The organism is Variovorax sp. Soil_C_17 (assembly GCF_057657265.1).
In genome coordinates this window covers 109917-135132 of record NZ_JBDGIT010000004.1, presented here as the reverse complement: position 1 = coordinate 135132, position 25216 = coordinate 109917, and the positions used below count along the sequence as shown (strand labels likewise).

The following is a 25216-nucleotide window of genomic DNA, read 5'->3' as shown; positions in this document are numbered from 1 at the left end:
AGGGGGGTGCCCATCGTGATCCTGCTCTCGGGTTATCCCGAATCAAGAAGACTTTATTTCAGAATAGCATTCAGTAAACAGAACGCCTAGTCTGCGCATAGTCGCACGGTGTTGGTCTGGTTGCCGGCCTTGGCCACGGTGCGCGCCATGTCGCGCAAGGGCGGGGTCCCCTGAGGAGACGGAAATGCTCGTTGGTCTGAAAGTGTTGGCAATCGGCGCGGCAGTGGGCGTGTTCGGGTCGCTCGGCTATCTGAAGTCCGACGCGTCCGATGGGGCGCGCGCCGCAGCCCCCTCCAAGGTCGAAGTGTGCCGGGCAGGCGGCATCAACCTGCCGGCTTCGACGGCCCAGGATTGCTATAGGGAAATGGTCCAGGCCTATGGCCATCTGGGAGGCTCCATCGGGCAGGTGTTCGCGGCATCGCGCCGCTGAGCAAGGTGCTCTTTGCTCCTTCCCCCTGTGGGGCTGAGAGCCGCGGCTCCAGTCCCGCCTCGCGGACCGGACGATTTGAAGGGTTGCAGCCTCTGGCTGCGACACGTGAGGGGGGATGGGGGCAGCGGCTCGTCCATGGGTGACGCAGCGTGCCCCCCCAACCCTCCCCCGAAGGCGACGGAGTCAGTTCCAGGGCGCGCTCCTGCCCTTGCAGTTGAACGCGCCGAATCCTCCCCCGTGAAATGCCTCTGTGGCAGCGCTCGGCGTCGGCTTGCACCGACCCGGGCGAAAGCCCGCCGCAAAGCATTTGCAATGTTCTAAAATCAGACTATCATTCGACTATGCGAACCTCGATGGTGAGTCCGATGAACAGCTTGCAAATCGATTCGACTGGCCCTTTGACCGAACTCGTCGCGTTCAAGTGGCTGATGGCGGAGCGCGGATGGTGGGTGGATGTGCCGCGCTTCCGCCGCGACATGGTGTACGCCCAGGAGTGTGCGCAGAGGGCCGCCGAGAGCGGCCTGGAACTGCTCGCGCGCACCAGCGCCGCCTTGCTGGCGCAGATGGCGCGACCAACACTGCAGGGAACCTGACCCTCACCGCCCTGCCATGTCCAGAAAGCCCTTCTCGCACATTCGCGTTCTCGATCTGTCTCGCGTCATCGCCGGTCCGCTGGCTGCGCAGATGCTCGGCGACCTCGGCGCCGAGGTGATCAAGGTCGAGCGCCCCGGCACGGGCGATGACGCGCGCAGGATGGGCCCGCCTTTCCTGAAGGATCGCGAGGGACGCGATACCCACGAGACGCCGATCATCCTCGGTAGCAACCGCAACAAGAAGTCGATCACGCTCGACCTCGCCCGGCCCGAGGGCCGGGCGCTGGCGCGCCGTCTCGCCGCGATGTCGGACGTGCTGGTCGAGAACTTCAAGGTCGGCGACCTGAAGCGCCACGGCCTGGACGCCGCGAGCCTGCGCGAGCTCAATCCGCGCCTGGTCTATTGCTCGGTGACGGGCTTCGGCCAGACCGGCCCCTATGCGCCACGTCCGGGCTACGACTCGATCTTCCAGGCCATGGGCGGCCTCATGAGCGTGACCGGCTATCCGGACGAGGAGGGCGGCGCGCCGGTCAAGACCGGTCCGTCGATCGCCGACTTCGTGGCTGGGCAGTTCGCTGCGATCGGCGTGATCACGGCGCTGTACGACCGCGACGCCAACCGAGAGGCCAGCAGCGGCCGCGGCCAGCACATCGATGTCGCGCTGTTCGACTCGGTGGTCGCTTCCTTGTCGCACTATGCGGCGCAGTACCTCGCAACCGGCGAGGTGCCGACGCGGCGCGGCACGCAGGGCAACGGCGGCCTGCCTTCGCAGATGTTCCCGTGCGTCGACGGGGGCGTGATGGTGGTGTGCGGCAACGACGAGCAGTACCGCCGCTTCTGCATGGCGCTCGAGCACGCCGAGCTCGCCGGCGATCCGCGCTTCGCGACCAACCCGCTGCGCGTGGGCAACCGCCGGTTGCTGGCGGACACCTTCGATGCGATCACGCGCCGCTGGCGCCAGGCCGACCTGCTCGCCGCGATGGAAGCGGCCGGCGTGCCGGCCGGGCCGATCTACGATTTGAAGCAGGTGTTCGACGATCCGCAGGCGCAGCACCGCGGCCTGGCCACCGAAGTGCCACATCCGCTGGCCGGCAGCGTCAGGCTCCACACCAACCCGATCAAGTTCTCGGACACACCCATCACCGACTATGTCGCACCGCCGACGCTGGGCCAGCACAACGACGAGATCTACCGCGGCCTGCTCGGGCTCGACGCCGACGAGCTCGAGCGCTTGAAGTCGAAAGGCATCGTGTGAGCGGCGAGGGCGGCGCGCTGGTGGTCGTCGGTGCCGGGCACGCAGGCACCGAGCTCGCCGTGCAGGCGCGCGAGGCCGGATGGCCGGGCCCGATCCGGCTGGTCGGCGACGAGACCGCGCTGCCCTACCACCGGCCACCGTTGTCGAAGGCCTACCTCGCCGGCACCGCGACGCTCGACTCGCTGCACCTGAAGGCGCGCGCCACGCTCGAGAAAGCCGGCGTCGAGCTGCTGCAGGGCCGGCGCGTGCAAGCCCTCGACCGCGCCGCTCGGCGCGTCGCGTTCGAGGACGGCTCCTCGATCGGCTATGCACGGGTCGCGCTCGCCACCGGCGGGCGGCCGCGCCCCTTGCCGGCCGCCATCGCGGGCGCGGCCGAAGGCGCCGACAACTTCCACTACCTGCGCACGCTCGCCGATGTCGATCGCATCCGTCGGCACTTCGAGCCTGGTGCGCGCGTCGCGATCGTCGGCGGTGGCTACATCGGCCTCGAGGTCGCTGCGGTGGCGGTCAAGGGCGGGTTGAAAGTCACGGTGCTGGAGGCCGCGGAGCGCGTGCTCGCGCGTGTCACGGCGCCGCGCGTGTCCTCCTTCTACGAGCGGGTGCACCGCGAGGCCGGCGTCGACCTGCGCATCGGCGTGCAGGTCGACGGCTTCGCGCTCGACGCCGCGCAGCGCAGGGTCACCGGCGTGCATTGCGCCGACGGCGAGCGCCTGGCCTGCGACCTGGTGATCGTCGGCATCGGCATCGTGCCCAACATCGAGCTCGCCGCCGCCGCCGGCCTGGCCGTCGACGATGGCATCCGCATCGACGCCTGCGCACGGACCAGCGACCCGCACATCGTTGCGGCCGGCGACTGCACGCGCTTCGACAGCGCGCTGTACGCCCGCTCCGTGCGGCTCGAGTCCGTGCCCAACGCGCTCGAACAGGCGCGCTCCGCGGCGGCCGCGCTGCTCGGGCATGAGCGGCCCTTTGAGAGCGCGCCGTGGTTCTGGTCCGACCAATACGACCTGAAGCTCAAGATGGTCGGGCTGTCGCAGGGCCACGACCAGTTCCTGTTGCGCGGCTCGGTCGAGCAGCGCTCGTTCTCGGCCTTCTACCTGAAGGGCGAGCGCGTGATCGCGGTCGACACCGTGAACCGCCCGGCCGAGTTCATGCTGGCCAAGCGCATCGTCGGCGAGCGCATGGTCATTCCACCCGACCGGCTGGTCGACGACGGCACGCCGCTGAAGAGCCTGCTTCAGGAAGCCTTGCCACTTTGAGGAGACTACCCACCGTGCCCCGTTTCACGATCATCGAGCACACCGGTGCCGAGCACCAGGTCGAGGCCGAAGTCGGCCAGTCGGTCATGCAGGGCGCCATCGATGCCCTGGTGCCCGGCATCCTCGCCGACTGCGGCGGCTCGTGCAGCTGCGCCACCTGCCACTGCTATGTCGACGAAAGCTGGGCGTCCAGGCTGCCGCCGCCGGAATCCACCGAGCGCGAGATGCTCGAATGCGTGGTCGAGCCGCGCGAGACCAGCCGCCTGTCGTGCCAGTTGCGCGTGACGCCGGCGATCGACGGCCTCGTGATCCGGCTGCCGGCATCGCAGGTCTGAAGCCCTTCATTCGACGCTGCGCCGCGATCCCGCGGCACGGCATTCCATCCCCGGAGAACCCGATGACGACCAACACCACCGCTGCGCCGCTGTTCCAGGGCGCGATTTTCGATGGCGACACCCATCTCTACGAGACCCCTGACGCCTTCAGCCGCTACTTGCCCGAGAAGTTCAGGAAGGACTGGAGCTACGAGTGGAAGGTCGGCGCCGACGGCGAATTCGCGCTCTACGTGGGCCAGCGCAAGATCGAGGTCAGCGCCGGCTACTACGCCGAGGACGGCCGTGTCCCGCCGCCGGGCAAGCTGCACGAATGGCTGCGCGCGCAGAAGGAAGGCAAGGAGAACGTCGACATGCGGGTGCCGATGACCGAGGACATGTACGCCCGCGACGCCCGCCTCGCGAAGATGGACGAGTTCGGCGTCGAGGGCTGCTTCCTCTACTGCGGCAACATGGTCGCGACGATCAGCTACCTCGACGAGCCGAAGGCCGCGGCCGCGGTGATGCATGCCTACAACCGCTGGATGCTCGACGACTGGGGCTTCAACCACCAAGACCGCATCTATTCCGCGCCCCTGGTTTCGCTCGACGACCTGGACGCTGCCTGCGCCGAGGCCGAATGGGCGATCAAGCATGGCACGCGGCTGTTCCTGATGCCGATGGGCCCCTTCGGCGGCAAGCCGCCGGCGCATCCGGACTTCGACCGCTTCTGGTCCATCCTCAACGAGGCGCATTGCCGCGTGGTCTATCACGTGTCCGAGGCGATCTACATGAAGGACCACATGGCGGTGTGGGGCGAGCCGGTGCAGCAGTCGCGCCAGCGCCAGACTGCCTTCGTGTGGATGCACGGCTACAGCGAGCGGCCGGTGGTGGAGACGATCTCGTCGCTGATCTTCTGGAACTTCTTCGCGCGCTTCCCCAACCTGCGCGTGCTGTCGGCCGAGAACGGCGCCGAGTGGGTGCCCAACATGCTGATCAAGATGGACAAGTGCCGCGGCATGGCAAAGAACGGCTTCTGGCCGGGCGGGCAGCTGAAGGAGCGGCCGAGCAAGATCTTCCAGCGCCACGTCAGCGTGGTCGCCTATCCCGAGGACGACCTCAAGACGATCGTCGACCAGGTGGGCTCGCACGAGTGGATGATCATGGGCTCGGACTATCCGCATGCCGAAGGCGTGCCGGCGCCGCGCGACTTCGCCGAGGAGGCCTGCAAGCACCTGGTCGCCGAACAGACGCAGGGGGTGATGCACGACAACGGCCGGCGCTTCCTGGCGCCCGTCCAATCATGAAGACGAGGGCGAGTGCGCTGCTCGGCAGCCGGCTGCCGATCGTGCAGAGCGGCATGCGCTGGGCCTCGCGCGCGCAGCTGGTGTCGGCGGTCTCGAATGCGGGGGCCTTCGGCATCCTGTCCGCTCACACCCAACCGGATGCGGAAGCGCTGCGCCGCGAGATCGTGCGCACCCGTTCGATGACCAAGCAGCCCTTCGGCGTCAACCTGACGCTGTTGCCGGGTGCGAGCGGCATCGACGTGGAGGGCTACGTGCGGGTAGTCTGCGAGGAGCGCATTCCCGTCGTCGAGACCGCCGGCGGCAGCCCGGCCCGCTATCTCGATGCGCTGAAGGGCGCAGGCGTCAAGGTGATGCACAAGGCCACCAGCGTGCGGCATGCGCTGAAGGCAGAGTCGCTGGGTGTCGATGCGGTGATCATCGACGGCTTCGAATGCGCCGGGCATCCGGGCGCCGATGATGTGCCGGGCCTGGTCTTGATCCCGGCCGCCGCACGGGCGCTGAAGATCCCGGTGCTGGCGGCCGGCGGCATTGCCGACGGGTACGGCCTGGTCGCAGCCCTGGCGCTGGGTGCCGAGGGCGCCTGCATGGGCACGCGCTTCCTGTTGACGCGCGAGTCGCCGCTGCATGCGCAGATCAAGGCGCGCATGCTGGCCGCCGGCGCGACCGACACCACGCTGGTCGGCCGCCGCTTCGGCGACAGCATCCGCGTGCTGAAGAACCGCACCGCCGCCGAAGCGCTCGCCCTCGAGGCGAAGCCGGCGACGACGCACGGGGACCTGCTGCCGCTGATCGGCGCGCCGCGCTGGATGCAGGCGATGGAAAGCGGCGCCGCGGACGATGCGGCGCTGCCGGTCGGCCAGTGCGTGGGCCTGATCGACGACCTGCCGAGCTGCGCCGAACTGGTCGAGCGCATGCTGGCGCAGGCGCGGGACGCGATTGAGCAGCGCCTGTCGCCGCTGTTGCTCGCTGCATAGGCCGGGACCATGAGCGAACCCTCCGGGCCCGTCGACGTCGCGCCCTTGTTCGAACCGATCGCCATCCGCGGCCTGGCGCTCGCGAACCGCATCGTGATGGCGCCGATGACACGCAACTTCTCGCCGTCAGGCGTGCCGGGCGAGGACGTCGCCGCCTACTACCGCCGCCGCGCCGAAGGCGGCACCGGCCTGCTGATCACCGAAGGCGTGGGCATCGACCACCCCGCGGCGCTCGGCGATGCGGGCCTCGGCGAAAGCAACCTGCCGCACCTTCACGGCGAGGCCGCACTGGCCGGCTGGCGCCGTGTCGTCGATGCGGTGCATGCTGCCGGCGGGCGGATCGTGCCGCAGCTCTGGCACCAGGGCGTGATGCGCGAGCCCGGGACCGGTCCGCAGCCGCAGGCTGCGTCGCTGCGTCCCTCGGGCCTGTGGGGACCGGCGGGCCGCATGACCTCCATCGACCCGGCCTATGCGCAGCGCGTGCAAGCGCCGACGCGGCCGATGAGCGAGCGCGAGATCCAGGACGTGATCGATGCCTACGGGCGCAGCGCCCGCCACGCGCGCGAAGTCGGTTTCGACGGCATCGCCATCCACGGCGCGCACGGCTACCTGATCGACACCTTCCTGTGGGACGAGACGAACCGCCGCGCCGACGCCTGGGGCGGCGACCGGCGCGCCCGCGCGCGCTTCGCCGCCGAGGTGGTGCGTGCGATCCGGCGCGAGGCAGGCGAGTCGCTGCCGATTTTCTTTCGCTTTTCGCAGTGGAAGCAGCAGGACTTCAAGGCCCGCCTGGCGGCGACGCCGCAGGAGCTCGAGGAGGTGCTCGGCCCGATCGCAGACGCCGGCGTCGACGTGTTCGACGGCAGCGCGCGCTATTTCGACCGCGCGGAGTTCGAGGGCTCGCCGCTCAACCTCTCGGGCTGGGCCCGCAAGCTCACCGGCAAGCTGGCGATGGCGATCGGCGGCATCGGGCTGGACCGCGGCTTCTACGATTCGAAGCGCGACGGCCGCGCCGGCGGCTCCGACAACGTCGCCTTGCTGATGAGGCGCTTCGAGCGCGGCGAGTTCGACCTGGTCGCGGTCGGCCGTGCGCTCTTGAACGAACCGCGATGGACCGAGAAGCTGCGCCACGGGCACGCATTGCCGGCCTTCGACGAGCGGCGGATGAAGGAGCTGTACTGATGAGCGATGCCATCACCTGGGCACTTGCCGATTCCGGCGTGCTGACCCTGACGATCGACCGGCCGGAGGTGAAGAACGCGATCGACACCGCCGGGCAGGGCCTGCTGGTGCGGCTGCTCGTCGATGCCGCGCGCCATCCGCGCGTGAAGGTCGTCGTGCTGACCGGCGCCGGTGCGGCCTTCTGCACCGGTGCCGACGTGCGCTCGATGGGGGCGCCGGACCCCCATGATGCGATCGCGCAGGAATTCGGCCAGACCGAGCTCTGGCAGGCCCACGAGGCGCGCATCGACCGGCTGCGGCGCCTCGCCGAAGCCTCGTTCCTGCTGCACGACATGGGCAAGCCGACCCTCGCGAAGCTGCGCGGGCCGGCAGCCGGGCTCGGCTTCTCGCTCGCCCTGGCCTGCGACTTCCGGCTGGCCGCGGACACCGCCTTCTTCGTCTCGAGCTTCGCGAAGATCGGCACGCCGGGGGACTACGGCGGCAGCTATTTCCTGGCGCAACTCGTGGGCCCTTCGAAGGCGAAGGAGATCTACATGCTTTCCGACCGCGTCGGCGCCTCCGAGGCGCTGGCGCTGGGGATGGTCAACCGCGTCGTGGTCGACGCCGAGCTCGATGCCATGGCCGATGCCTTCGCGCTGCGGCTGTCGAACGGGCCGGCGCTCGCGCACCGAGCGATCAAGGAGAACGTCCACGCCGCCGCGCACCAGACGCTGCAGCAGGTGCTGGACCTCGAGGCGCGCAACATGATCCGCTGCCGCTTGAGCGAGGACTGCAAGGAGGCGCTTGCGGCCTTTCAGCAGAAGCGCGAGCCGCGCTTCGAAGGGCGGTGAGCGGTGAGCGCCGCCCGGCCCATGAACAGTCTCGTCGACCGCCCCGCCGACATGGTGCCGATGACGCGCGATGGTGCGGTCGCGGTGCTGACGCTGAGTTTCCCGGCGCGCCGCAACGCCTATTGCCTGCAGATGCGCACGCAGCTTCGCGAGCGGCTCGAAGCGGCGATGGCCGATGCCGAGGTGCGCGCGGTCGTTCTCACCGGCGCCGGCGAGCATTTTTGCGCCGGCGGCGACATCAGCGAAATGGAAGCGCGCACGCTGCTGGAGAATCGCGAGCGCTGGAACCTGGTGTCCGCGCTGATCCGGCTCATCGCCCTCGGGCCGAAGCCGGTGGTGGCGGCGGTCGAGGGTTCTGCCATGGGTGCGGGCCTGTCGATCGCGTCGCTGGCCGACCATGTGGTCGCGGCGCGCAACGCGAAGTTCGGCGCCGCCTTCGTCAAGGTGGGCCTGATGCCCGACATGGGCGCGCTGTGGAGCCTGCAGCACCGGGTCGGCCGCGCGAAGGCGCGCGAGATCCTGGGCCTCGCGCGGGTGTTCGACGGCGTCGAGGCGCACCGGATCGGCCTGGCCAACGAGCTCGCCGAGTTGGGTGGCGCGCTGCCTCGAGCGCTTGCGGTGGCGCACGACTATGCGGCGCTGCCGCCGCTGGCCAGTGCGCTGTTGAAGAGCGCGCTGGCGCAAGGGGCGGACAGTCTCGACGCCGCGATCCGCAGCGAGGTGGAGATGCAGGCCGTGGCAATGGGCAGCGCCGACCATGCGGAGGCGGTGCGTGCGTTCCTGGAAAAGCGCGCGCCTCGCTTCGAAGGCCGTTAGATGGCTCCGACGCCCTGAAGATCGCGACCATGGCCCGCGTGCGCTCCGAGCTCTGGCGTGACGGCGTGCTGCAGCTCGTGCTCGAGCATGCCCCGGTAAACAGCCTCTCGCATCCGATGCGGCTCGCGCTGTGGGAGGCGCTGGAGGCGGCGGATGCCGACCCTGCCGTGCGCACGATCGTGATCGGCGGCGCGGGGCGCGGCTTCTGCGCCGGCGGCGACTATGCCGAGCTGCGCTCGCCGTTGCAGCAGCAGTGGCCGGCGCTGTCGAGCCACCTGTTCCCGCGCATCGAGGCGTGCACGAAGCTGGTGATCGCGGCCCTCCACGGCTTCGCGATCGGCGGCGGCTTCGAGCTTGCGCTGGCCTGCCACCACCGCGTCGCGCAACGCGATGCGCGAATCGGTCTGCCCGAGTTGAAGCACGGCGTCGTGCCGCCGAGCGGATCGCAGCGCCTGCCGCGCGCCGTCGGGGTGGGGCGCGCGTTGGCGCTGATCCTGGCGGCCGAGCCGGTGCGTGCGGACCACTACGCCGACACGCCCCTGTTCGATCGCTTGTGCGACGGCGACCCGCTGGCTGCCGCGCGTGCCTTCGCCGCTGAGTTGGATGGGGACCGGCCGCCTGCGTCGGTGCTGTTGCGGCATCGGCCGCTGGAGCGTTGCGGGGCGGTGGAGGCGATTGCTGCGTTTCGGGCGAGGCTGGGCAATGCGGGCGAGCCGAGTCAGGCTGCGGTGGCGTGCATCGACGCGGTGGAGTGCGCTGTGGAGGCGGCGGACTTCGATGGCGGGCTCGCGGGTGCCAAGCGGATTCACGACGAGCTGTCGGTGCTTGCGAGGGCGGGAGCTGGCTAGGCTCGCGCTGATACAGATAAACATATCAGCCCCGAGACGCCGCAGCCGCCCCGACGTCACTCCATGCCTGTGAAGATTGCAATCGATCGAATCAGCACCGGGTAAACCCGATTGCACCCCCGCGGTACGCCATCGAAGATTCGCCAAGATAATCAAAACCAGAACAGCGTAAACATATCTGAACGCGTCACCAGCAACATCGAAGGAACTCCCCAGATGACAAATTGGCTCATCACCGGCGTCTCGAGCGGCTTCGGCCTCGAGCTCGCCCGGGCCGCGCTCGCCCGCGGCGATACCGTCGTCGGCACCGTGCGCCAGGCCGCGCAGGCCGATCGCTTCGAGCAGCTCGCCCCCGGCCGCGCCCATGCGCTGCTGCTCGACGTGACGCGCATCGACCAGGTCGAGCCGGCCGTGCAGAAGGCCCTGAAGCTCGCCGGCACGATCGATGTGCTCGTCAACAACGCCGGCTATGGCCTCTTCGGCGCTATCGAGGAAGTGTCCGACGCCGAAGGGCGCCAGGTGATGGACACCAACCTCTTCGGCCCGCTCGCAGTGGTGCGAGCGCTGCTGCCGCACCTGCGCGAGCGGCGCGCCGGCCACATCTTCAACGTCGCCTCGGTGGCCGGGGTGATCGGCTTTCCCGCATGCGGCCTGTATGCCGCCTCGAAGTTCGCACTGGAAGGCGCGACCGAGGCGCTGGCGATCGAGCTGGCGCCCTTCGACATCCGCGTGACGATCGTCGAGCCGGGCGGCTTTCGCACGCAGTTCGCCGGCGGCTCGCAGCGCCAGGCGGCCCTGCGCATCGAAGCCTACGACGGCACGCCCGCGCACAAGGCGCGCGACCACATCGCGCACTACCACGGCCACGAGCCCGGCGACCCGGCCAAGGCGGCGGCCGCGATCATCCGGGTGCTGGCGGCGCCGCAGCCGCCGCTGCGCCTGGTGCTCGGCGCCGATGCGGTGGGCATGCTGCGCGGGGCCTACGAGTCGCGGGTGAAGCAGCTCGCCGAATGGGAAAGCGTGTCGGTGGCCACGGCCATCGACGCCGCCGAATGAGGAGGGCGGCATGACACCGATCCGAAAGCAACTGGTCGACATGATCCTCGACCCCGACCTCGCCTACGACCTGCCGGCCGCCGACGTCGAAGCGCTGCAGCTGCGCGCGGCGCAGGAACTGTTCGACGAGCGCCGGGCGCAGATCCCGCTGCTCGCGCGGCGCGCAGAAGACGGCGGCGTCGAGCGCATCGACCGGCTGGAGGACCTGGTTCCCCTGCTGTTCGCGCACACGGTCTACAAGTCCTACCCGCCGTCCTTCGTCGAGAAGGGGCAGTGGGGCCGCATGTTGCAGTGGCTGAACACGCTGTCGGTGGCCGACACCACCGGCGTGAACGTCGAAGGCGTGAAGGACGTCGACGACTGGCTCGCGCGGCTGTGGAAGGCCGGCCACCGGGTGCTCGCGACCAGCGGGTCCTCGGGCAAGTGCTCGTTCCTGAACCACACGGTGGGCGATCACGACCTCAAGAAGCGCCACTTCAAGTACTCCGTCGGCTGGCCCTACGTGCGCTCGAATGCCGACCGCACGGTGTTCTGGCTTGGGCCGTCCCGAGGGACGAGCAGCGCGACCGAGGCGGCCCAGTTCAACTTCGAGAATTTCGGCAAGCCGGGGCAGACCTTCGCGCTGACCGACCAGCCGCTGAAGATCGCCGACGTCAGCCGGATGGCGGCGATGCGCAAGAAAATGGCCGATGGCAGCGCGACGCCCGACGAGATCGCTGCCTTCGAGCAGGAGGCCGCGCGCAAGGGCGCCGAAGGGCGCGAGGGCTTGCTGAAGCTGCTCGACACGATCCTGGACCGCCGCGCGGAGCCGATGCTGATCTCGGGCATGTGGGCGCAGTACATGGCGCTCCTCGCCCGGGCGCGCGAGCGCGGCATCGGCGACGGCGCCTTTCATCCCGACACCGTCGTCAACGCCGGCGGCGGCATCAAGGGCGTGGCTCTGCCGCCGGACTACAAGGAGCAGGTCGACCGCTTCTTCGGCCCGGTCGTGCGTCCGGGCAACTACGGGATGACGGAGCTTGCGCAGGTGATGCCGCGCTGCGAGGCTGGGCGTTACCACCGCGCGCCCGCCCTGATCTGGCTGATCGTCGATCGCGATGGCGAGCGGCTGTTGACCGCCAACGACGGCGAGGACGGCGTGGTCGAGGGCCGCTTCGCCTTTCTCGACCTGCTCTACGAAGGGCGCTGGGGCGGTCTCATCACCGGCGACAAGGTGCGCGCCGACCTGAAGCCGCGCTGCCCCTGCGGCCGTCGCGGGCCGACGCTGTTCGACACCATCACGCGCTTCGCGCAGCCGGGCGAGGACGATCACATCGGCTGTGCCGGCACGGTCGATGCCTATGTCCGTGGAGCGATCGCAGCATGAAGGCAACAACCTCCGCGGTTCCCGTCTGCCATGTCGTCAAGGGCCAGGTCGTCACCGGCACAGCCCACGAGTTCGGCAGCCCGCAGGCGCGCTTCGCGACCCCGGCGCTGGACCTCAACGATCTGGTGTGGACGCGGCGCGAGCCCGGCCCCGCCTTCGACACGCCGCTGGCCGAGATCATCGACGTGCTGGTGGCCGCCGGCGAGCGGCTCAAGCGCGACCCGGACGGGCTGCTCGCCGAGGCGCTCGAGTTCAGCGTGCGCACCAGCCCGCTGCCGCGCGACGTGCTGGAGCGCTCCTACGCGGCCCTGGGCCGCGCCTTCGACCGCCGCGGCTTGCTGTTCCAGGTCGAGCAGGAGCTCGGCGGCGCCGACGTGCTGGACGGCTGGCGGGTCATCGACAACGCGCCCAGCGGCCGCACGCACCGGATGCGCGCCTTCCCGCCGCGGCTGATCCACGTGATCGCCGGCAACGCGCCGGGCGTGGCCGCGATGTCGGTGGTGCGGGGCGCGCTGACCAAGGGCGTGCACCTGATCAAGCTGCCTTCCAACGATCTCTTCACGGCCACGGCGATCCTGCGCACCATGGCGGCGGTTGCGCCCGGCCACCCACTGGTGCGCTCGTTCTCCGCGGCCTATTGGCTCGGCGGAGATGCCCAGGTCGAGAGCCTGCTGTTCCGGCCGCAGTTCTTCGACAAGGTGGTGGCCTGGGGCGGCGAGAGCACGATCCGAAGTGCCAAGCAGTACATCGGCCCGGGCTTCGAGCTGGTGGCCTTCGATCCGAAGACCTCGATCTCGATGATCGGCCGCGAGGCCTTCGCCTCCGACGCCGCGCTGGCCGAGGTGGCAGAGCGCGCCGCGACCGACGCGACGATCATGAACCAGCAGGCCTGCGCGTCGAGCCGGGTGCAGTTCGTCGAGGGCTCGCTCGAGCAGGTCGACCGCTATTGCGCGCTGCTGCAGGCGCGGCTGGGCGTGCAGCGCGACACCTGCTCGGCGCTCGGCAGCCCGCTCCCGGCCGAGCTGCGCGACGAGATCGACGGCCTGCGCGGCATGGAGCCGCACTACCGCGTGTGGGGCAGCTACGAGGGCAAAGGGCTGGTCATCCGCTCGGAGGAGCAGGTCGACTTTCATCCCGACGGCCGCGTGGTCAACGTCGTGCCGGTGCCGAGCCTGGCCTCGGCGGTGGGCTGCGCCAACGTCGCGACGCAGACGGTCGGTGTCTACCCGCCGCAGCGCAAGGGGGAGCTGCGCGACGCGCTCGCCGCGGCGGGCGTGCAGCGCATTGTCGAGCTGGGCAAGGCGGTGGCCTTCGAGGCGGGTATCTCGCACGACGGCTTCCTGCCGCTGAGCCGTTTCGTGCGCTGGGTCAACGACGAAGGTTGATCGACTTGCGCGGGGCCGCCGCTGATACTCGTGAAAGATATGGCAACGCAGGCGCCCCCGATGACCGAACCAAGCACATGGAGCAAATCCTCATGGGCCGAGTTGCTGAAGGAGAAGCGCGCCGCGGCGGGATGGTCGCAGCGCGAGCTGGCCCTGCGCGCCGGCGTGCACCAGCCGCAGATCGTGCGCGCGGAACGCGGCGAGGACCTGCAGCTGTCGGTGCTCGCGCGCATCGCCGCGCCGCTGGGCCTGGCGCCTGCGCTGGCCCCCGTGGCCCCGGCGGCCGGGGACGACGATGTCGTGCCGCCCAACCTGGAGAGCTGGCGACGCGCCTGGCCGGAGGTCGACCCGCAGGTGTTCGCCGTGCTGGCGCGCCTGTCGCGCCTTGGAGAGCACGTCGAACGCGGCATCGCATCGCTGGCCGCCGCGCAGGGGCTGAACGCCGGCGAGGTGATGGTGCTGGGCGCGCTGCGGCGCATGGGGCCGCCCTTCGAGAGCACGCCCACCGGGCTGAAGGAGCGGCTGTGGATTTCGCTGCCAGGTCTGAAGAAGCGGCTCGACCGGCTGGTCGCGCGCGGGTTGGTGGAGCGGATCGACAACCCGCTGGACCGGCGCGGGCAGATGGTGCGCATGACCGCGCTCGGTGACCAGGCGCTGGACCGGCTGATCGCCCACCCGGCGCCGGTCTTCAAGGCCGTGCGGGCGCTGCCCGACGACGAGCGCCGCAGGTTGTCGAACAGCCTGAGGCGGCTGCTGCAGCAGTTGGAGGGCCCGGTCGAAGGTCCCTTCGACGGGCTCTAGACCTTCCGATCCAGCCCCTCGCGCGACGGATCGCAAGCTCAGGTGACAAGGGTCCCGTTGACGGGACACGAGGAGACGTTCGTGAAACTCGATTCCCCCAAGCCGGCCGAGAACCGCCGCTGGCTTGTGATCCTCGCCGTGCTGGTGTTCGCCGAGGTGAACAGCTCCTTCGAGGCCGGCATGATGTACGGCGCCTTGGCCACGCTGATGCGCGAGTTCGGCGATCCGGTCGGCGTCGGCTGGCTGATCACCGCCTTCCTGCTCGTCGGCGCGGTGTCGGCGGGCCTGAGCTCGCGCCTGGGCGATCTGTACGGCCGGCGCAGGCTGCTGATCGTGACGCTGGCGTTCGCGATGGCCGGCTCGCTGATCGGCGCCTTCGCCACCAGCCTGCCGTGGCTGATCGCCGGGCGCGCGGTGCAGGGCATGTCGGCGGCACTGCTGCCGCTCACCATCGGGCTGGTCCGCGAGCATTTGCCGAAAGCGCGCGTGCCGGTGGGCATCGGCTGGGTCGCCGCCATGGCGAGCTTCACGGCCGGCGCGGGCATCCTGCTCGGGGGCTGGCTCGTCGACCATGCGGGCTGGCGCTGGATCTTCTGGTTCTCGGTCGGCCAGACAGCGCTGTCGATCGTCGCAGTGGCGGCACTGCTGCCGCCCTCGGTGCGGCAGGCCGCGGTGGGGCGTCTGGACGTGCTCGGAGGCGTGCTCTTCGCACCCGGCGTCGCGCTGCTGCTGTGGGCCGTCACGCGCATGAAGGGGAGCGGTCCGGCCGACCCGGTCACGCTCGGGCTGATCGTGACGGGCCTGCTGGCCATCGCGGCCTGGGTGCGTCAGGAATGGCGCCACCCGCAGCCGATGATCGACGTGCGCCGCTTCGCCGACCGCCAGGTCGGGCTGGCGATGGGGCTGATGGCGCTGTTCGGCCTCGGCACGGCGCAGCTGATGCTCGTGATCCTGCTGCTCGCACAGCAGCCGGGATGGACCGGCATCGGCCTCGGCCTCACGGCCACCCTGGCCGCATCGATCAAGCTGCCTGCCAGCCTCGCGGGCCTGTTCGGGGCGCCGTGGAGCGGGCATGTTGCGGCGCGGCATGGCGCGCGGCGCGCGGCGCTGGTCGGCAGCGTCGTGATCTGCGCCGGCTGGGTCGGCGTGCTGCTGCACCACGACGCCGTGTGGCTGCTGGTCGCCGAAGCCTTCCTGATCACGCTCGGCGGCTCGATCCTCTATGCGGCGATCCCGAACCTGATCGTCGAGGTCGCGCCCGCGGATCGCACGAGCGAGATCAACGGCATGTCGCACGTCGTGCGCACCGTGGGTACCGCGATCGGCACGCAACTCGCGACCCTGCTGCTGGCCAGTTCGACGGTGAGCGACGCCGCCCAGGGCGGCGGCACGCACCCGAGCCCGGCCGCCTACGCGCTCACCTTCGCTTTCGTCATCGCCTGTGCCGGCGCCGGCACGCTGCTCGCCATGGCCTTGCCGCGCCGCGACCCCGTGAGGGCGCCGTGGCCGGAGCCGCAGGTCGCCGGCCGATCCGAGTCCTCGGGTAATTACTGATAGCCCTTGGTTGACGTTCTAGGGTCGCTGTGCAACCATATGAACACTGTTCGATTATTGGCATGACGCGCCACCCCACCCCAGAAGGCGTCGTGCCAAGCCCGGCCGGATTCCCATTCCTACAAAACTGGAGACTCGATGAGCAATGAACGAGGGACTCGCCGCCGCGCTCTGCGCAGCCAACACGCCTTGAAGGCGGCCTGCATCGGTGCGGCGGTGGCCATGGCCGCGCCCGCGGCGGCCTTCAAGATCGACACCGGCTCGCCCGACCTGGAGGTCACGCTCGACACCACGGTGCGCTACAACGCCGCGGTGCGTACCGGCGAGCGTGACTTGCGCCTGGTCAACTCGCCGGCGGTGGACGAGGGCAATTGGCTGTTCGGCAAGAACGACACGGCGCTGTCGCGCTTCGACATCTACTCCGAACTGGACCTGAGCTACAAGAGGAACATGGGCTTGCGCCTGAGCGCGACGGGCTGGTACGACAATAACTTCCCCGACAGGAGCCGCAGCGACCCGCGCTTCGCGACCGTTCCGAACTACGCGCGCAACGAGTTCACCGGCTACATCGACCGCTACTACAAGGGCCCTTCCGCCGAGTTCATGGACGCTTTCGCATGGACCAACCTCGACTTCGGCGGCACCTCGCTGAACCTGAAGGCGGGCCGCTTTGCCTGGCTGCCGGGCGAATTCCTGTTCGGCAACGGCGGCAGCGTGTCCTACTCGATGGCGCCCAACGATGGCCGCAAGTCGGACCTGAGCCCGGGCGCCTCGGCCAAGGAAACCGCGCTGCCGATCGGCCAGGTCGGCGCCATCTGGCAACTGAACAACGCCTTCTCGCTGATGGGCCAGTACACGGGCGAGTTCCGCTCATCGCGCATCTCCGAGGGCGGCACCTTCTGGCAGGTGAACGACACCGCGCTCGAAGGACCGCAATTCATTTCCAATCCGGCCGTGCCGCGTGCCCCTTCCTTCAAGGGCGACAAGGGCGACATCGCGCTGGGCCTGAAGTGGTCGCCGGAAAAGCTCGAGGGCGACGCCTTCGGCCTGTGGCTGCGCCGCTTCGACGACAAGAATCCCAGCTGGCTGAGCCAGATCGGGGTCAACGCCAACGGCTCGCGCATCGGCCGCGCGGTCCATGCGAAGGACATCGAGCTCATCGGCCTGACCTACAACACCTTGCTCGCCGGCTGGGGCACCGGCATCGAGCTGAACTACCGCCGCAAGATGCCGCTGAACGTGCGCAGCGGCTTCGCCTTCGGGACCTTCCCCGGCCTGGTCAGGGACCCCGGCATGGAAGGCCCGCGCGGCAACACCGTGCACTTCCTGATGAGCGCCGTTTCGACGATCAACAAGAACGCGCTCTTCGACTCGGGCTCGATCGCGCTGCAGTTCGACGCCATGCACCTGGACAAGATCACCAGCGGCGCCAGCCTCTACAACGGCCGGGGCGGCAACCCCGCCTGCACCGACAACCTGGTGCTGCGCGGCTGCTCGACGCGCAACGCTGCCAGCATCGCCCTGTCGTTCACGCCGACGTGGCAGCAGGTCTTCCCGAGCGTCGACATCTCGGCGCCGCTGTTCGTGACTTACGGCCTCACGGGCAATGCCGCCGCCGTCAACGCCGGCGTCACGCCCAAGGGCTCGTGGCTGGTGCGCCCGGGCATACGCGTCGAGTACCTGGCGGGCAAGTACAAGCACCAGTTCGACCTCAGCTACACCGCGCGCGGCGGCAAGACCGGCAACATCGCCACTGGCCCGGGCGCAGCGCCGTTCTTCGCCTCCGGCCTGGCGAACTTCCGCGATCGCAACTACCTGAGCTTCACCTACCAGACTGCGTTCTGAGCAGCACTTCGAAGGAATCGAGATGAACATTCGACGCATCGCCACCGCCGCGCTGTGCCTCGGCATCGGCGCGGGTTTCGTGCCCTCAGTCCACGCCGACGACGGCGAACGCCTGCCCTGGGGCGCCTTGAAGGCGGGCAGCAAGGACGGCAGCATCCCAGCCTGGGACGGCGGCCTTCCGGCCAACACCAGCCCGCCCGGCTTCAAGAAGGACTCCGGCTTCTGGGCCGACCCCTACGCCGCCGACAAGCCGCTCTACACCGTGACCGCGGCCAACATGGCGCAGTACGCCGACAAGCTCTCCGAGGCGACGAAGGAGCTGCTGAAGCGCTACCCCACCTTCCGCATCGACGTCTACCCGACACGCAGGCCGGCAAACTACTCGGCCTGGTTCGTCGAGAACACCCGCAAGAACGCTGCCGGCCGCTGCAAGGCGATCGAGGACGGCGAAGCGGTGACCGGCTGCTTCGGCGGCACGCCCTTCGCGGTCCCCAAGACCGGCCAGGAGGCGATGTGGAACATGATGCTGACGAACAAGGGTGCGTCGTCGTGGACCTACGGCCAGGCCTGGTACGTGGACGGCGGTGGCAACAAGGTCATGACGGGTGAGGTGAACAACCGCAACCAGAACGACTACTTCAACCAGAAGCTCACTTCCGAGGAGTTCTACGCCAAGGGTGGCCAGTACTTCATGAACAACAACATCTACACCGCGCCGGCGCGCATCACGGGCGAGGGCAACCTGCAGCGCAAGTTCATCAACCCCGTGCAGCAGCCCGACAAGACCTGGGCTTACACGCCGGGCCAGCGCCGCGTGCGGCTGTCGCCGGACGCGAGCTACGACTTTCCGGTCGCGACGGCCGCCGGCGCGATGCTGTACGACGAGATCTACGCCTTCTCGGGCCGGCTCGATCGCTTCGACTGGAAGCTCGTCGGCACCAAGGAGCTGCTGATCCCCTACAACAACTACAAGTACCTGGCCGGCAAGCCAGACGACATCCTGATGAAGGGCCACCCGAACCCGGACGCGATGCGCTGGGAACTGCACCGCGTGACCGTGGTCGACGCCACGCTCAAGCCCGGTGCCCGCCACGTGGCCGCCAAGCGCCGCTTCTACATGGACGAGGACATTCCCAACGCGGTGGTGATCGACGCCTGGGACGCCACCGGCAAGCTCTCGCGCGGCATCCTGAACCCGACGGTCTGGGGCTACGACAAGCAGGCGGTGGTGCAGGGCGGCACCTTCTACTTCGACTTCGGCACCGGGGCCTGGTACAACTCCTCGATCCTCGGCGGTTACAAGGGCCTGTTCATGGACATCGACACGGTCGATGCCGACGCCTTCTACAGCCCCGAAGGCCTGGCACGCCGGACCCAGCGCTGAGAGGTCCGAGTGCATGCGAGCGTGGCCCAGGGTGCATCGTTCTCCGCTCGCGCCATGCGGCACGTGAGCGCCCTCGCGACGATCGCGGCCTGCCTGTGTGCGTCGGTCGTGGCCGGCGCGGCGGGCCCGTCCGCAGCCGCCTTCACCGATCCGCTCGATGCACCGGCGCGCATGACGCCGCGCGCGCTGCGAGCACCGGTCTTTGCGCTGGCGGTGGTCGATGCCGAGCATGTCGTCGCCGTCGGCCCGCGCGGCCACATCCTGCGTTCCGCGGACCGCGGCAAGACCTGGGAGCAGCGTCCCGCGCCGGTCAGCACCGACCTGCTCGCCGTGCAGTTCCCGTCCCCCACGCAGGGCTGGGCAGTGGGCCACGATGGCGTGGTGCTGCACAGCACCGACGGCGGGCTGAGCTGGCGCCGCGTGCTCGACGGGCGCAGCCTCGGGACGATGATGGTGTCGTACTACGACAAGAAGGGCGCTGCCGCCGATCCGGCGCTCGCACGGGCGCGCGACGACGCCAAGCGCATGGCCGAGGACGGCCCCACCCGGCCCTTTTTGGCCGTGCACTTTCGCGATGAGCGCGAAGGCTGGGTGGTCGGCCAGTTCAACCTGATCCTCCACACGGCCGACGGCGGCGCGACGTGGGAGCCGTGGCTCGACCGCACCGAGAACCCCGACGGCTATTCGCTGCATGCCATCCGCCAGGCCGGCGACCAGGTGGTGATCGTCGGCGAGCTCGGCCTGGTCATGCGCCTGGACGCCGCAGCCGGGCGCTTCGTGCGCATCCAGACGCCGTATCCCGGCACCTGGTTCGGCATGGCGGCCTCGAAGGACGCGATCGTCGCCCTCGGCCTGCGCGGCACGGCCTGGCGCTCGACCGACGCAGGCGCGAACTGGAAGCCGATGGCGACCGGCACGCACGCGGCCATCAACGGCGGCGTGCTCCTGCCCGGTGGGCGATTGGTGCTGGCGACGCAGGCGGGCGAGCTGCTGGCCGGCACGGCGCTGGGCGACAACTTCGTGCCGATGGCGCCGATGCCCGCGTTGGGCGCGGCATTCGACGTGGTCTCGATGGAAGCCGACTGGCTGCTCGTCGCCGGCCCTTCCGGCGTACAGCGGCTGGCGATGGCGCCGGCTGCGAGGTAACACAACGATGAACATCGGCAGCGACCAGAACTTCGAGGTGATCCCGGACCCCGCCCGCTTCGACCCGCGCTCCGGCAATGCGATCGAACGGCTCATCTTCAACCACCGCCGGGTGATCCTCGTCGCCTTCGCGCTGGTGTCGATCTTCCTCGGCTGGCATTCGATGCAGCTGAAGATCAACGCCAACTTCGAGCGCATGATCCCGCGCTCGCACCCGTACATCCAGAACTACCTCGACAACAAGACGGAGCTGCGCGGCCTGGGCAACCAGCTCCGGGTGGTGGTCGAGAACACGCAGGGCGACATCTACGATGCCGAGTACCTGAAGTTCCTCGCCTCGGTCAACGATGCGCTCTACATCATGCCGGGGGTCGACCGGCCGTGGCTCAAGTCCCTATGGACGCCGGTGCTGCGATGGGGCGAGGTGACCGAGGAGGGCATGCGCGGCGGCCCGGTGATGCCCGAGCGCTTCGACGGTTCGCCGGCCAAGCTCGAGCAGCTCAAGGCCAACATCGCGCGCTCCGGTGCCGCCGGCCGCATCATCAGCGACGACCGGCGCTCCTCGATGATCGTGGTGCCGCTGCTCGACCGCTATGCCGACAGCGGCGAGCCGATCGACTACCTGAAGCTTTCGCGCGCCCTCGAGGAACAGGTGCGCGCCAAGAGCACGGGCCAATTCCGCGTCTACATCGTCGGGTTCGGCAAGCTCGTCGGCGACCTGATCGAAGGCTTGACGACGGTGATCTCGTACTTCGCGATCTCGGTCGCGATCGCGGCGCTGTTCGTGTTCGCCTATACCCGTTGCCTGCGCAGCACCGTCGTGCTGGTGGTCACCGCGGTGCTCGGCGTGATGTGGCTGATGGGACTGCTGCAGATTCTCGGCTACGAGCTCGATCCCTATTCGATCCTGGTGCCCTTCCTGCTGTTCGCGATCGGCCTGTCGCATGGCGCGCAGAAGATGAACGGCATCATGCAGGACGTCGGCCGCGGCACGCACAAGTACATCGCCGCGCGCTACACCTTCCGGCGGCTGTTCCTGGCCGGCCTGACGGCGCTCCTGACCAACGTGGTCGGCTTCATGGTGCTGATCATCATCGACATCCCCGTGATCCGCGACCTGGCGGTGATGACCAGCATCGGCGTCACCGGGCTGATCTTCACGAAGCTGGTGCTCATCCCGGTGCTGCTGTCGTACACCGGCGTCAGCCCGAAGGCCGCACAGCGCTCCCTGAATGCCGACGCGGACGAGCAGGCCGGGCGCTCCGCGATGGGCCGCGTGTGGGGCGCACTGGAGCGGCTGACCGAGCGGCGCTGGGCCCTGGTCGCCATCGCGGCGGCGGTGTTGCTCGGCGCCGGCGCTTTGAGCCTTCGCACGGGCTTGAAGATCGGCGACCTCGACGAAGGCGCGCCGGAGCTGCGCCGCGACTCGCGCTACAACCTCGACAACGCCTACATCGCGCGCCACTACGGCCTGTCGAGCGACCAGTTCGCCGTCATCGTGAAAACGCCCAAGAGCGCCTGCGATCGCTACGAGGGCCTCGTCGAGGCCGACCGCCTGGGCTGGGAGCTCGAGCATGTGCAGGGCGTGAAGGCCGTGACATCCTTCGCCGAGCAAACCAAGCGCGGGGTCGCCGCCTCGAGCGAGGGCTACTTCAAGTGGAACACGCTGGCGCGCGACCCACGCATCCTCGGCCCTGCGGCCAACCGCGTGATCCAGGACAACCCGGACGCAATGAATCCGAACTGCTCGCTGTTCGCGGTCACGGCCTACCTGAGCGACCACCGCGCCGACACGCTCGATCGCGTGCTGAAGTCCGTGGAGGGCTTCGCGGCCACGCACAGCCGGCCCGGGGTCGAGTTCCTGCCCGCGGCCGGTCCGGCCGGCATCGAGGCGGTGACCAACATCGTCGTGCGCAAGTCCTTCTACATCATGCACGTGGTGCTCTACATCGCGGTGACGCTGCTGTGCTTCATTACCTTCCGCTCCTGGCGCGCGGTGGTGGTGGCGCTGGTGCCGCTGTTGATCACGTCGATCCTCTGCGAGGCGATCATGGTCGTGATGGGCATCGGCGTGAAGGTCGCGACCTTGCCCGTCATCGCGCTCGGCGTGGGGGTCGGCGTCGACTATGCGCTCTACCTGCTCTCGGTGCAGCTCGCCGTACAGCGCCGCGGCGGCAGCCTGCGCGATGCGTACAAGCACTCGCTCGAATTCACCGGCAAGGTCGTCGCGCTGATCGGCGTGACGATGGCGGCCGGCGTCGTGACCTGGGCCTGGTCGCCCATCAAGTTCCAGGCCGACATGGGCATCCTGCTGACCTTCATGTTCCTGTGGAACATGATCGGCGCGCTGGTGCTGATCCCGGCGCTGTCGCACTTCCTGCTGCGCGATGTGAAGCAGCGCGGCTTGAGCGCCGCGCCGGCGACGGCCGCGGCGCAGGCGGCGTGAGCCTCGGCGCGGGCGCTCCGATGAGGGCTGCGGCCGCCGTGCGACGCACGAAGGCTTTTCAATGAATCGCGCCGCGCCCTTGCCTGGCCGCGGCGCAGGCCGTGGCGGTTCGATCGTCGTCGCGCTGGTGTTCGCGGAGATCATCAGCTCCTTCGAGGTCAGCATGATCTACGCGGCCTTGCCGACTCTGATGCGCGACTTCGGCGATCCGGCCGGGGCGGGCTGGCTCATCACCGCCTACCTGCTGGTCGGCTCGGTCTCGGCGGGCTTGTCGTCGCGCCTGGGCGACCTGTTCGGGCGCAAGCGCCTGGTGCTCGCGGTGCTGGCCTGCTCGGCGATTGGGTCGCTGATCAGCGCCCTGTCGAGCGGACTGCCGGGGCTGGTCTGCGGGCGTGCCTTGCAGGGCATGTCGGCCGCCTTGCTGCCGCTGGCCATCGGCATCGTGCGCGAGCGCTTGCGGGCCGAGCGGGTCCCGGTGGCCATCGGCTGGCTCAGCGCCATGGCCACGTTCAGCGCCGGCGCCGGTCTGCTGCTCGGCGGGCTGTTGGTCGACCATGCCGGCTGGCGCACCATGTTCTGGTTCGGCGCTGTGCACGGCATCCTCGCGATGGCGCTGGTCGCGCGCTGGGTGCCGGCATCTGCTGCCGCCGCTGGCGCCGTGCGGGTCGATTGGCTCGGCGGCATGCTCTATGCGCCGGCGGTGGCCGCGCTGCTGTGGGCCGTGTCGCGGCTGAAGGCGCATGGGCTGGGCGACGTCGCGACGCTCGCGGCGTTGGCCGGCGGCGTGCTGTTGCTGGCCGTGTGGTGGCGCCACGAGTGGCGGCACGCGCAGCCGATGATCGATGTGCGCCGCATCGCCACGCGCAAGGTCGGGCTGCCGATCGGCCTGATGTTTCTCTTCGGCCTCGGCACCTCGCAGACCATGCTGGTGCTGATGGCGCTCGCGCAGCAGCCGTCGTGGACCGGCATCGGCCTGGGCCTGAGCGCCACGATGGCCGGGCTGCTGAAGCTGCCGTCGAACTTCATGGGCTTGTTCGGTGCGCCCTGGGGCGGCCATATCGCTGCGCGGCACGGCGCCCGCAGCGCGGCACGGCTCGCCACCCTCATGATCGTCGCCGGCTGGATCGGCCTTACCGCGCTGCAGTCGAGCGCCTGGATGCTGGTGGGGTGGGTGATGCTGGCCTCGCTGGGCGGGGCGATGCTGATGTCGGCGGTGCCGAACCTGCTGGTGGAGGTGGTGCCGGTCGAGCGCACCAGCGAGTTCGTCGGCCTGGCGCAGGTGGTGCGCACGCTCGGCACCGCGATCGGCACGCAGGCGGCCAGCGTGCTGCTGGCGCTGGCGGTGGTGCGCAGCGGGGAGCAGCCGCAGGCGGTCTATCCGAGTGCCGATGCCTATCTGTGGACGATGGCTGCCATCACGGGTGTGTGCGTGCTGTGCGGGCTGGTCGCGTGGGTGCTGCCGCGGCGGCCGGTGCGGTCAGTGGATGCGCAGGGGCAGGCTTTGATGGCGTAGGGAGGCGCAGTCGGGAGAGGGCAGGGGCGAGGGCACGGGGCCTTCGAACTGGACGCGACGCTCGCACCGGCGGCATCCCGGCCGACTTCCTAACTCACCTGAAAGCCCCCGTCCACCGCCAGCAGCTGCCCCGTGATCAGCCGCGAAGCAGGGCTCGCGAAGAACAGCGCCGCCATCGCGATGTCTTCCGGATCGCCCATCTTGCCGAGCGGGATGCGCCCGGGCCCCAGGATCGGCCCCTTCATATCGACGCCGTCGGTGCTGGCAGCCTTGGCCCCGGGCGTCAGCGTGCCCCCGGGCAGCACGGCATTCACGCGGATGCCGTCGCCGGCGAACTCGAGCGCGGTGGTCTTGGTCAGGCTGTTCACGCCGGCCTTCGACGCGTTGTAGGTGGCGTTGTGATAGACCACCGCCTGCATCGAGGACACCGACGAGATGTTGACGATCGCGCCGCCGTTCCCCTGCGCCTGCATGCGCCGGATCGCCTCGCGCAGGCACAGGAAGGTGCCGCGCAGGTTCACCGCGTGCAGCTTGTCCCAGAACGCGGCGTCGACCTCGAGGAACGGCTTCTTCGGAAAGATCCCCGCGTTGTTGACCAGCACGTCGAGGCTGCCGAACTCCGCGATCGCACGGTCGAGCATGGCCGCGACCTGCGTGTCCTGCGACACGTCTGCCGTTGCCGCGATGGCCTGGCCGCCGGCCGAGCGGATGCCCGCCGCGGTGGTTTCCGCGCCGTCGGCGTGGATGTCGGCAGCGACGACCTTGGCGCCGGCACGAGCGAACAGCTCGGCGATCGCCTGGCCGATGCCGCTGCCTGCACCGGTGACGACGGCAGTCTTACCGGCCAGGCTCAGTGGGCCGGCGGCGAGGGTGGAGTCAGACATGTCGATTTCCTTTCTGAGATTCGCCGGCACG

Annotated in this window: 22 protein-coding genes; 21 read left to right on the top strand and 1 reads right to left on the bottom strand. The window is 69.4% G+C overall.

Annotated elements, in window-relative coordinates; genetic code table 11:
* Positions 1-184: 184 nt before the first annotated feature.
* The 21 genes from AC3A6Y_RS20680 (at position 185) to AC3A6Y_RS20580 (ending at position 24301) form a co-directional block, all read left to right on the top strand.
* The gene (locus AC3A6Y_RS20680; protein WP_487870101.1) at positions 185-430 is read left to right on the top strand and encodes a hypothetical protein; all 246 of its coding nucleotides are present in this window, start codon (positions 185-187) and stop codon (positions 428-430) included.
* A 398-nt stretch (positions 431-828) separates the two neighbouring features.
* The gene (locus AC3A6Y_RS20675) at positions 829-1023 is read left to right on the top strand and encodes a hypothetical protein (RefSeq protein WP_487870100.1); all 195 of its coding nucleotides are present in this window, start codon (positions 829-831) and stop codon (positions 1021-1023) included.
* 16 nt (positions 1024-1039) lie between these two features.
* Positions 1040-2278, top strand: coding sequence for a CaiB/BaiF CoA transferase family protein (locus AC3A6Y_RS20670; protein ID WP_487870099.1), 1239 nt, complete (start codon positions 1040-1042; stop codon positions 2276-2278).
* Complete coding sequence (locus AC3A6Y_RS20665; RefSeq protein ID WP_487870098.1) at positions 2275-3537, top strand: NAD(P)/FAD-dependent oxidoreductase; 1263 nt, start codon at positions 2275-2277, stop codon at positions 3535-3537. The genes AC3A6Y_RS20670 and AC3A6Y_RS20665 overlap by 4 nt, the downstream gene beginning before the upstream one ends.
* A 14-nt stretch (positions 3538-3551) precedes the next feature.
* Positions 3552-3872: a 2Fe-2S iron-sulfur cluster-binding protein gene (locus AC3A6Y_RS20660; protein ID WP_487870097.1), complete on the top strand. Its 321-nt coding sequence runs from the start codon at positions 3552-3554 to the stop codon at positions 3870-3872.
* A gap of 62 nt (positions 3873-3934) precedes the next feature.
* Complete coding sequence (locus tag AC3A6Y_RS20655) at positions 3935-5155, top strand: amidohydrolase family protein (RefSeq protein WP_487870096.1); 1221 nt, start codon at positions 3935-3937, stop codon at positions 5153-5155.
* Entirely contained in the window at positions 5152-6129 is a 978-nt protein-coding gene (locus AC3A6Y_RS20650; protein WP_487870095.1) for an NAD(P)H-dependent flavin oxidoreductase, read from the top strand. The genes AC3A6Y_RS20655 and AC3A6Y_RS20650 overlap by 4 nt, the downstream gene beginning before the upstream one ends.
* A gap of 9 nt (positions 6130-6138) precedes the next feature.
* Positions 6139-7311 carry an NADH:flavin oxidoreductase gene (locus AC3A6Y_RS20645; protein WP_487870094.1) on the top strand — a complete coding sequence of 391 codons (1173 nt, stop codon included), beginning with the start codon at positions 6139-6141 and terminating at the stop codon, positions 7309-7311.
* Positions 7311-8141 (top strand): enoyl-CoA hydratase-related protein, encoded by an 831-nt coding sequence (locus AC3A6Y_RS20640; protein ID WP_487870093.1) that lies wholly within the window; start codon positions 7311-7313, stop codon positions 8139-8141. Before AC3A6Y_RS20645 ends, AC3A6Y_RS20640 begins: the two co-directional genes overlap by 1 nt.
* Positions 8142-8162: 21 nt before the next feature.
* Entirely contained in the window at positions 8163-8957 is a 795-nt protein-coding gene (locus tag AC3A6Y_RS20635; RefSeq protein ID WP_487870092.1) for an enoyl-CoA hydratase/isomerase family protein, read from the top strand.
* 29 nt (positions 8958-8986) lie between these two features.
* Positions 8987-9805 carry an enoyl-CoA hydratase/isomerase family protein gene (locus AC3A6Y_RS20630; RefSeq protein WP_487870091.1) on the top strand — a complete coding sequence of 273 codons (819 nt, stop codon included), beginning with the start codon at positions 8987-8989 and terminating at the stop codon, positions 9803-9805.
* Positions 9806-10021: 216 nt separating this feature from the next.
* Entirely contained in the window at positions 10022-10861 is an 840-nt protein-coding gene (locus AC3A6Y_RS20625; RefSeq protein ID WP_487870090.1) for an oxidoreductase, read from the top strand.
* 10 nt (positions 10862-10871) lie between these two features.
* Positions 10872-12227: a hypothetical protein gene (locus tag AC3A6Y_RS20620; protein WP_487870089.1), complete on the top strand. Its 1356-nt coding sequence runs from the start codon at positions 10872-10874 to the stop codon at positions 12225-12227.
* The gene (locus AC3A6Y_RS20615) at positions 12224-13612 is read left to right on the top strand and encodes an acyl-CoA reductase (protein WP_487870088.1); all 1389 of its coding nucleotides are present in this window, start codon (positions 12224-12226) and stop codon (positions 13610-13612) included. The genes AC3A6Y_RS20620 and AC3A6Y_RS20615 overlap by 4 nt, the downstream gene beginning before the upstream one ends.
* A 60-nt stretch (positions 13613-13672) precedes the next feature.
* Complete coding sequence (locus AC3A6Y_RS20610; protein WP_487870087.1) at positions 13673-14413, top strand: MarR family transcriptional regulator; 741 nt, start codon at positions 13673-13675, stop codon at positions 14411-14413.
* An 81-nt stretch (positions 14414-14494) separates the two neighbouring features.
* Positions 14495-15967 (top strand): MFS transporter, encoded by a 1473-nt coding sequence (locus tag AC3A6Y_RS20605; RefSeq protein WP_487870086.1) that lies wholly within the window; start codon positions 14495-14497, stop codon positions 15965-15967.
* 138 nt (positions 15968-16105) lie between these two features.
* On the top strand, positions 16106-17812 hold the full coding sequence (locus AC3A6Y_RS20600) for a DUF1302 domain-containing protein (protein WP_487870085.1): 1707 nt from the start codon (positions 16106-16108) through the stop codon (positions 17810-17812).
* Between the two features lie 22 nt (positions 17813-17834).
* Positions 17835-19196, top strand: coding sequence for a DUF1329 domain-containing protein (locus AC3A6Y_RS20595; protein ID WP_487870084.1), 1362 nt, complete (start codon positions 17835-17837; stop codon positions 19194-19196).
* Positions 19197-19259: 63 nt separating this feature from the next.
* The gene (locus AC3A6Y_RS20590; RefSeq protein ID WP_487870083.1) at positions 19260-20342 is read left to right on the top strand and encodes a YCF48-related protein; all 1083 of its coding nucleotides are present in this window, start codon (positions 19260-19262) and stop codon (positions 20340-20342) included.
* 7 nt (positions 20343-20349) lie between these two features.
* Positions 20350-22788, top strand: a complete 2439-nt coding sequence (locus AC3A6Y_RS20585) for an efflux RND transporter permease subunit (protein WP_487870082.1) — start codon at positions 20350-20352, stop codon at positions 22786-22788.
* Between the two features lie 61 nt (positions 22789-22849).
* Positions 22850-24301, top strand: coding sequence for an MFS transporter (locus tag AC3A6Y_RS20580; RefSeq protein ID WP_487870081.1), 1452 nt, complete (start codon positions 22850-22852; stop codon positions 24299-24301).
* Between the two features lie 89 nt (positions 24302-24390).
* Here the strand turns inward: AC3A6Y_RS20580 and AC3A6Y_RS20575 are convergent, their stop codons facing one another.
* Positions 24391-25185 carry an SDR family NAD(P)-dependent oxidoreductase gene (locus AC3A6Y_RS20575; protein WP_487870080.1) on the bottom strand — a complete coding sequence of 265 codons (795 nt, stop codon included), beginning with the start codon at positions 25183-25185 and terminating at the stop codon, positions 24391-24393.
* Positions 25186-25216: the final 31 nt, after the last annotated feature.

Bases quoted from the DNA above. Each gene is read 5' to 3' on its own strand.
- AC3A6Y_RS20630 (WP_487870091.1), top strand. From the start codon at position 8,987: ATGGCCCGCGTGCGCTCCGAGCTCTGGCGTGACGGCGTGCTGCAGCTC.
- AC3A6Y_RS20640 (WP_487870093.1), top strand. From the start codon at position 7,311: ATGAGCGATGCCATCACCTGGGCACTTGCCGATTCCGGCGTGCTGACC.
- AC3A6Y_RS20670 (WP_487870099.1), top strand. From the start codon at position 1,040: ATGTCCAGAAAGCCCTTCTCGCACATTCGCGTTCTCGATCTGTCTCGC.
- AC3A6Y_RS20650 (WP_487870095.1), top strand. From the start codon at position 5,152: ATGAAGACGAGGGCGAGTGCGCTGCTCGGCAGCCGGCTGCCGATCGTG.
- AC3A6Y_RS20595 (WP_487870084.1), top strand. From the start codon at position 17,835: ATGAACATTCGACGCATCGCCACCGCCGCGCTGTGCCTCGGCATCGGC.
- AC3A6Y_RS20580 (WP_487870081.1), top strand. From the start codon at position 22,850: ATGAATCGCGCCGCGCCCTTGCCTGGCCGCGGCGCAGGCCGTGGCGGT.
- AC3A6Y_RS20625 (WP_487870090.1), top strand. From the start codon at position 10,022: ATGACAAATTGGCTCATCACCGGCGTCTCGAGCGGCTTCGGCCTCGAG.
- AC3A6Y_RS20645 (WP_487870094.1), top strand. From the start codon at position 6,139: ATGAGCGAACCCTCCGGGCCCGTCGACGTCGCGCCCTTGTTCGAACCG.
- AC3A6Y_RS20680 (WP_487870101.1), top strand. From the start codon at position 185: ATGCTCGTTGGTCTGAAAGTGTTGGCAATCGGCGCGGCAGTGGGCGTG.
- AC3A6Y_RS20615 (WP_487870088.1), top strand. From the start codon at position 12,224: ATGAAGGCAACAACCTCCGCGGTTCCCGTCTGCCATGTCGTCAAGGGC.
- AC3A6Y_RS20635 (WP_487870092.1), top strand. From the start codon at position 8,163: ATGAACAGTCTCGTCGACCGCCCCGCCGACATGGTGCCGATGACGCGC.
- AC3A6Y_RS20655 (WP_487870096.1), top strand. From the start codon at position 3,935: ATGACGACCAACACCACCGCTGCGCCGCTGTTCCAGGGCGCGATTTTC.
- AC3A6Y_RS20620 (WP_487870089.1), top strand. From the start codon at position 10,872: ATGACACCGATCCGAAAGCAACTGGTCGACATGATCCTCGACCCCGAC.
- AC3A6Y_RS20610 (WP_487870087.1), top strand. From the start codon at position 13,673: ATGACCGAACCAAGCACATGGAGCAAATCCTCATGGGCCGAGTTGCTG.
- AC3A6Y_RS20585 (WP_487870082.1), top strand. From the start codon at position 20,350: ATGAACATCGGCAGCGACCAGAACTTCGAGGTGATCCCGGACCCCGCC.
- AC3A6Y_RS20600 (WP_487870085.1), top strand. From the start codon at position 16,106: ATGAGCAATGAACGAGGGACTCGCCGCCGCGCTCTGCGCAGCCAACAC.
- AC3A6Y_RS20575 (WP_487870080.1), bottom strand. From the start codon at position 25,185: ATGTCTGACTCCACCCTCGCCGCCGGCCCACTGAGCCTGGCCGGTAAG.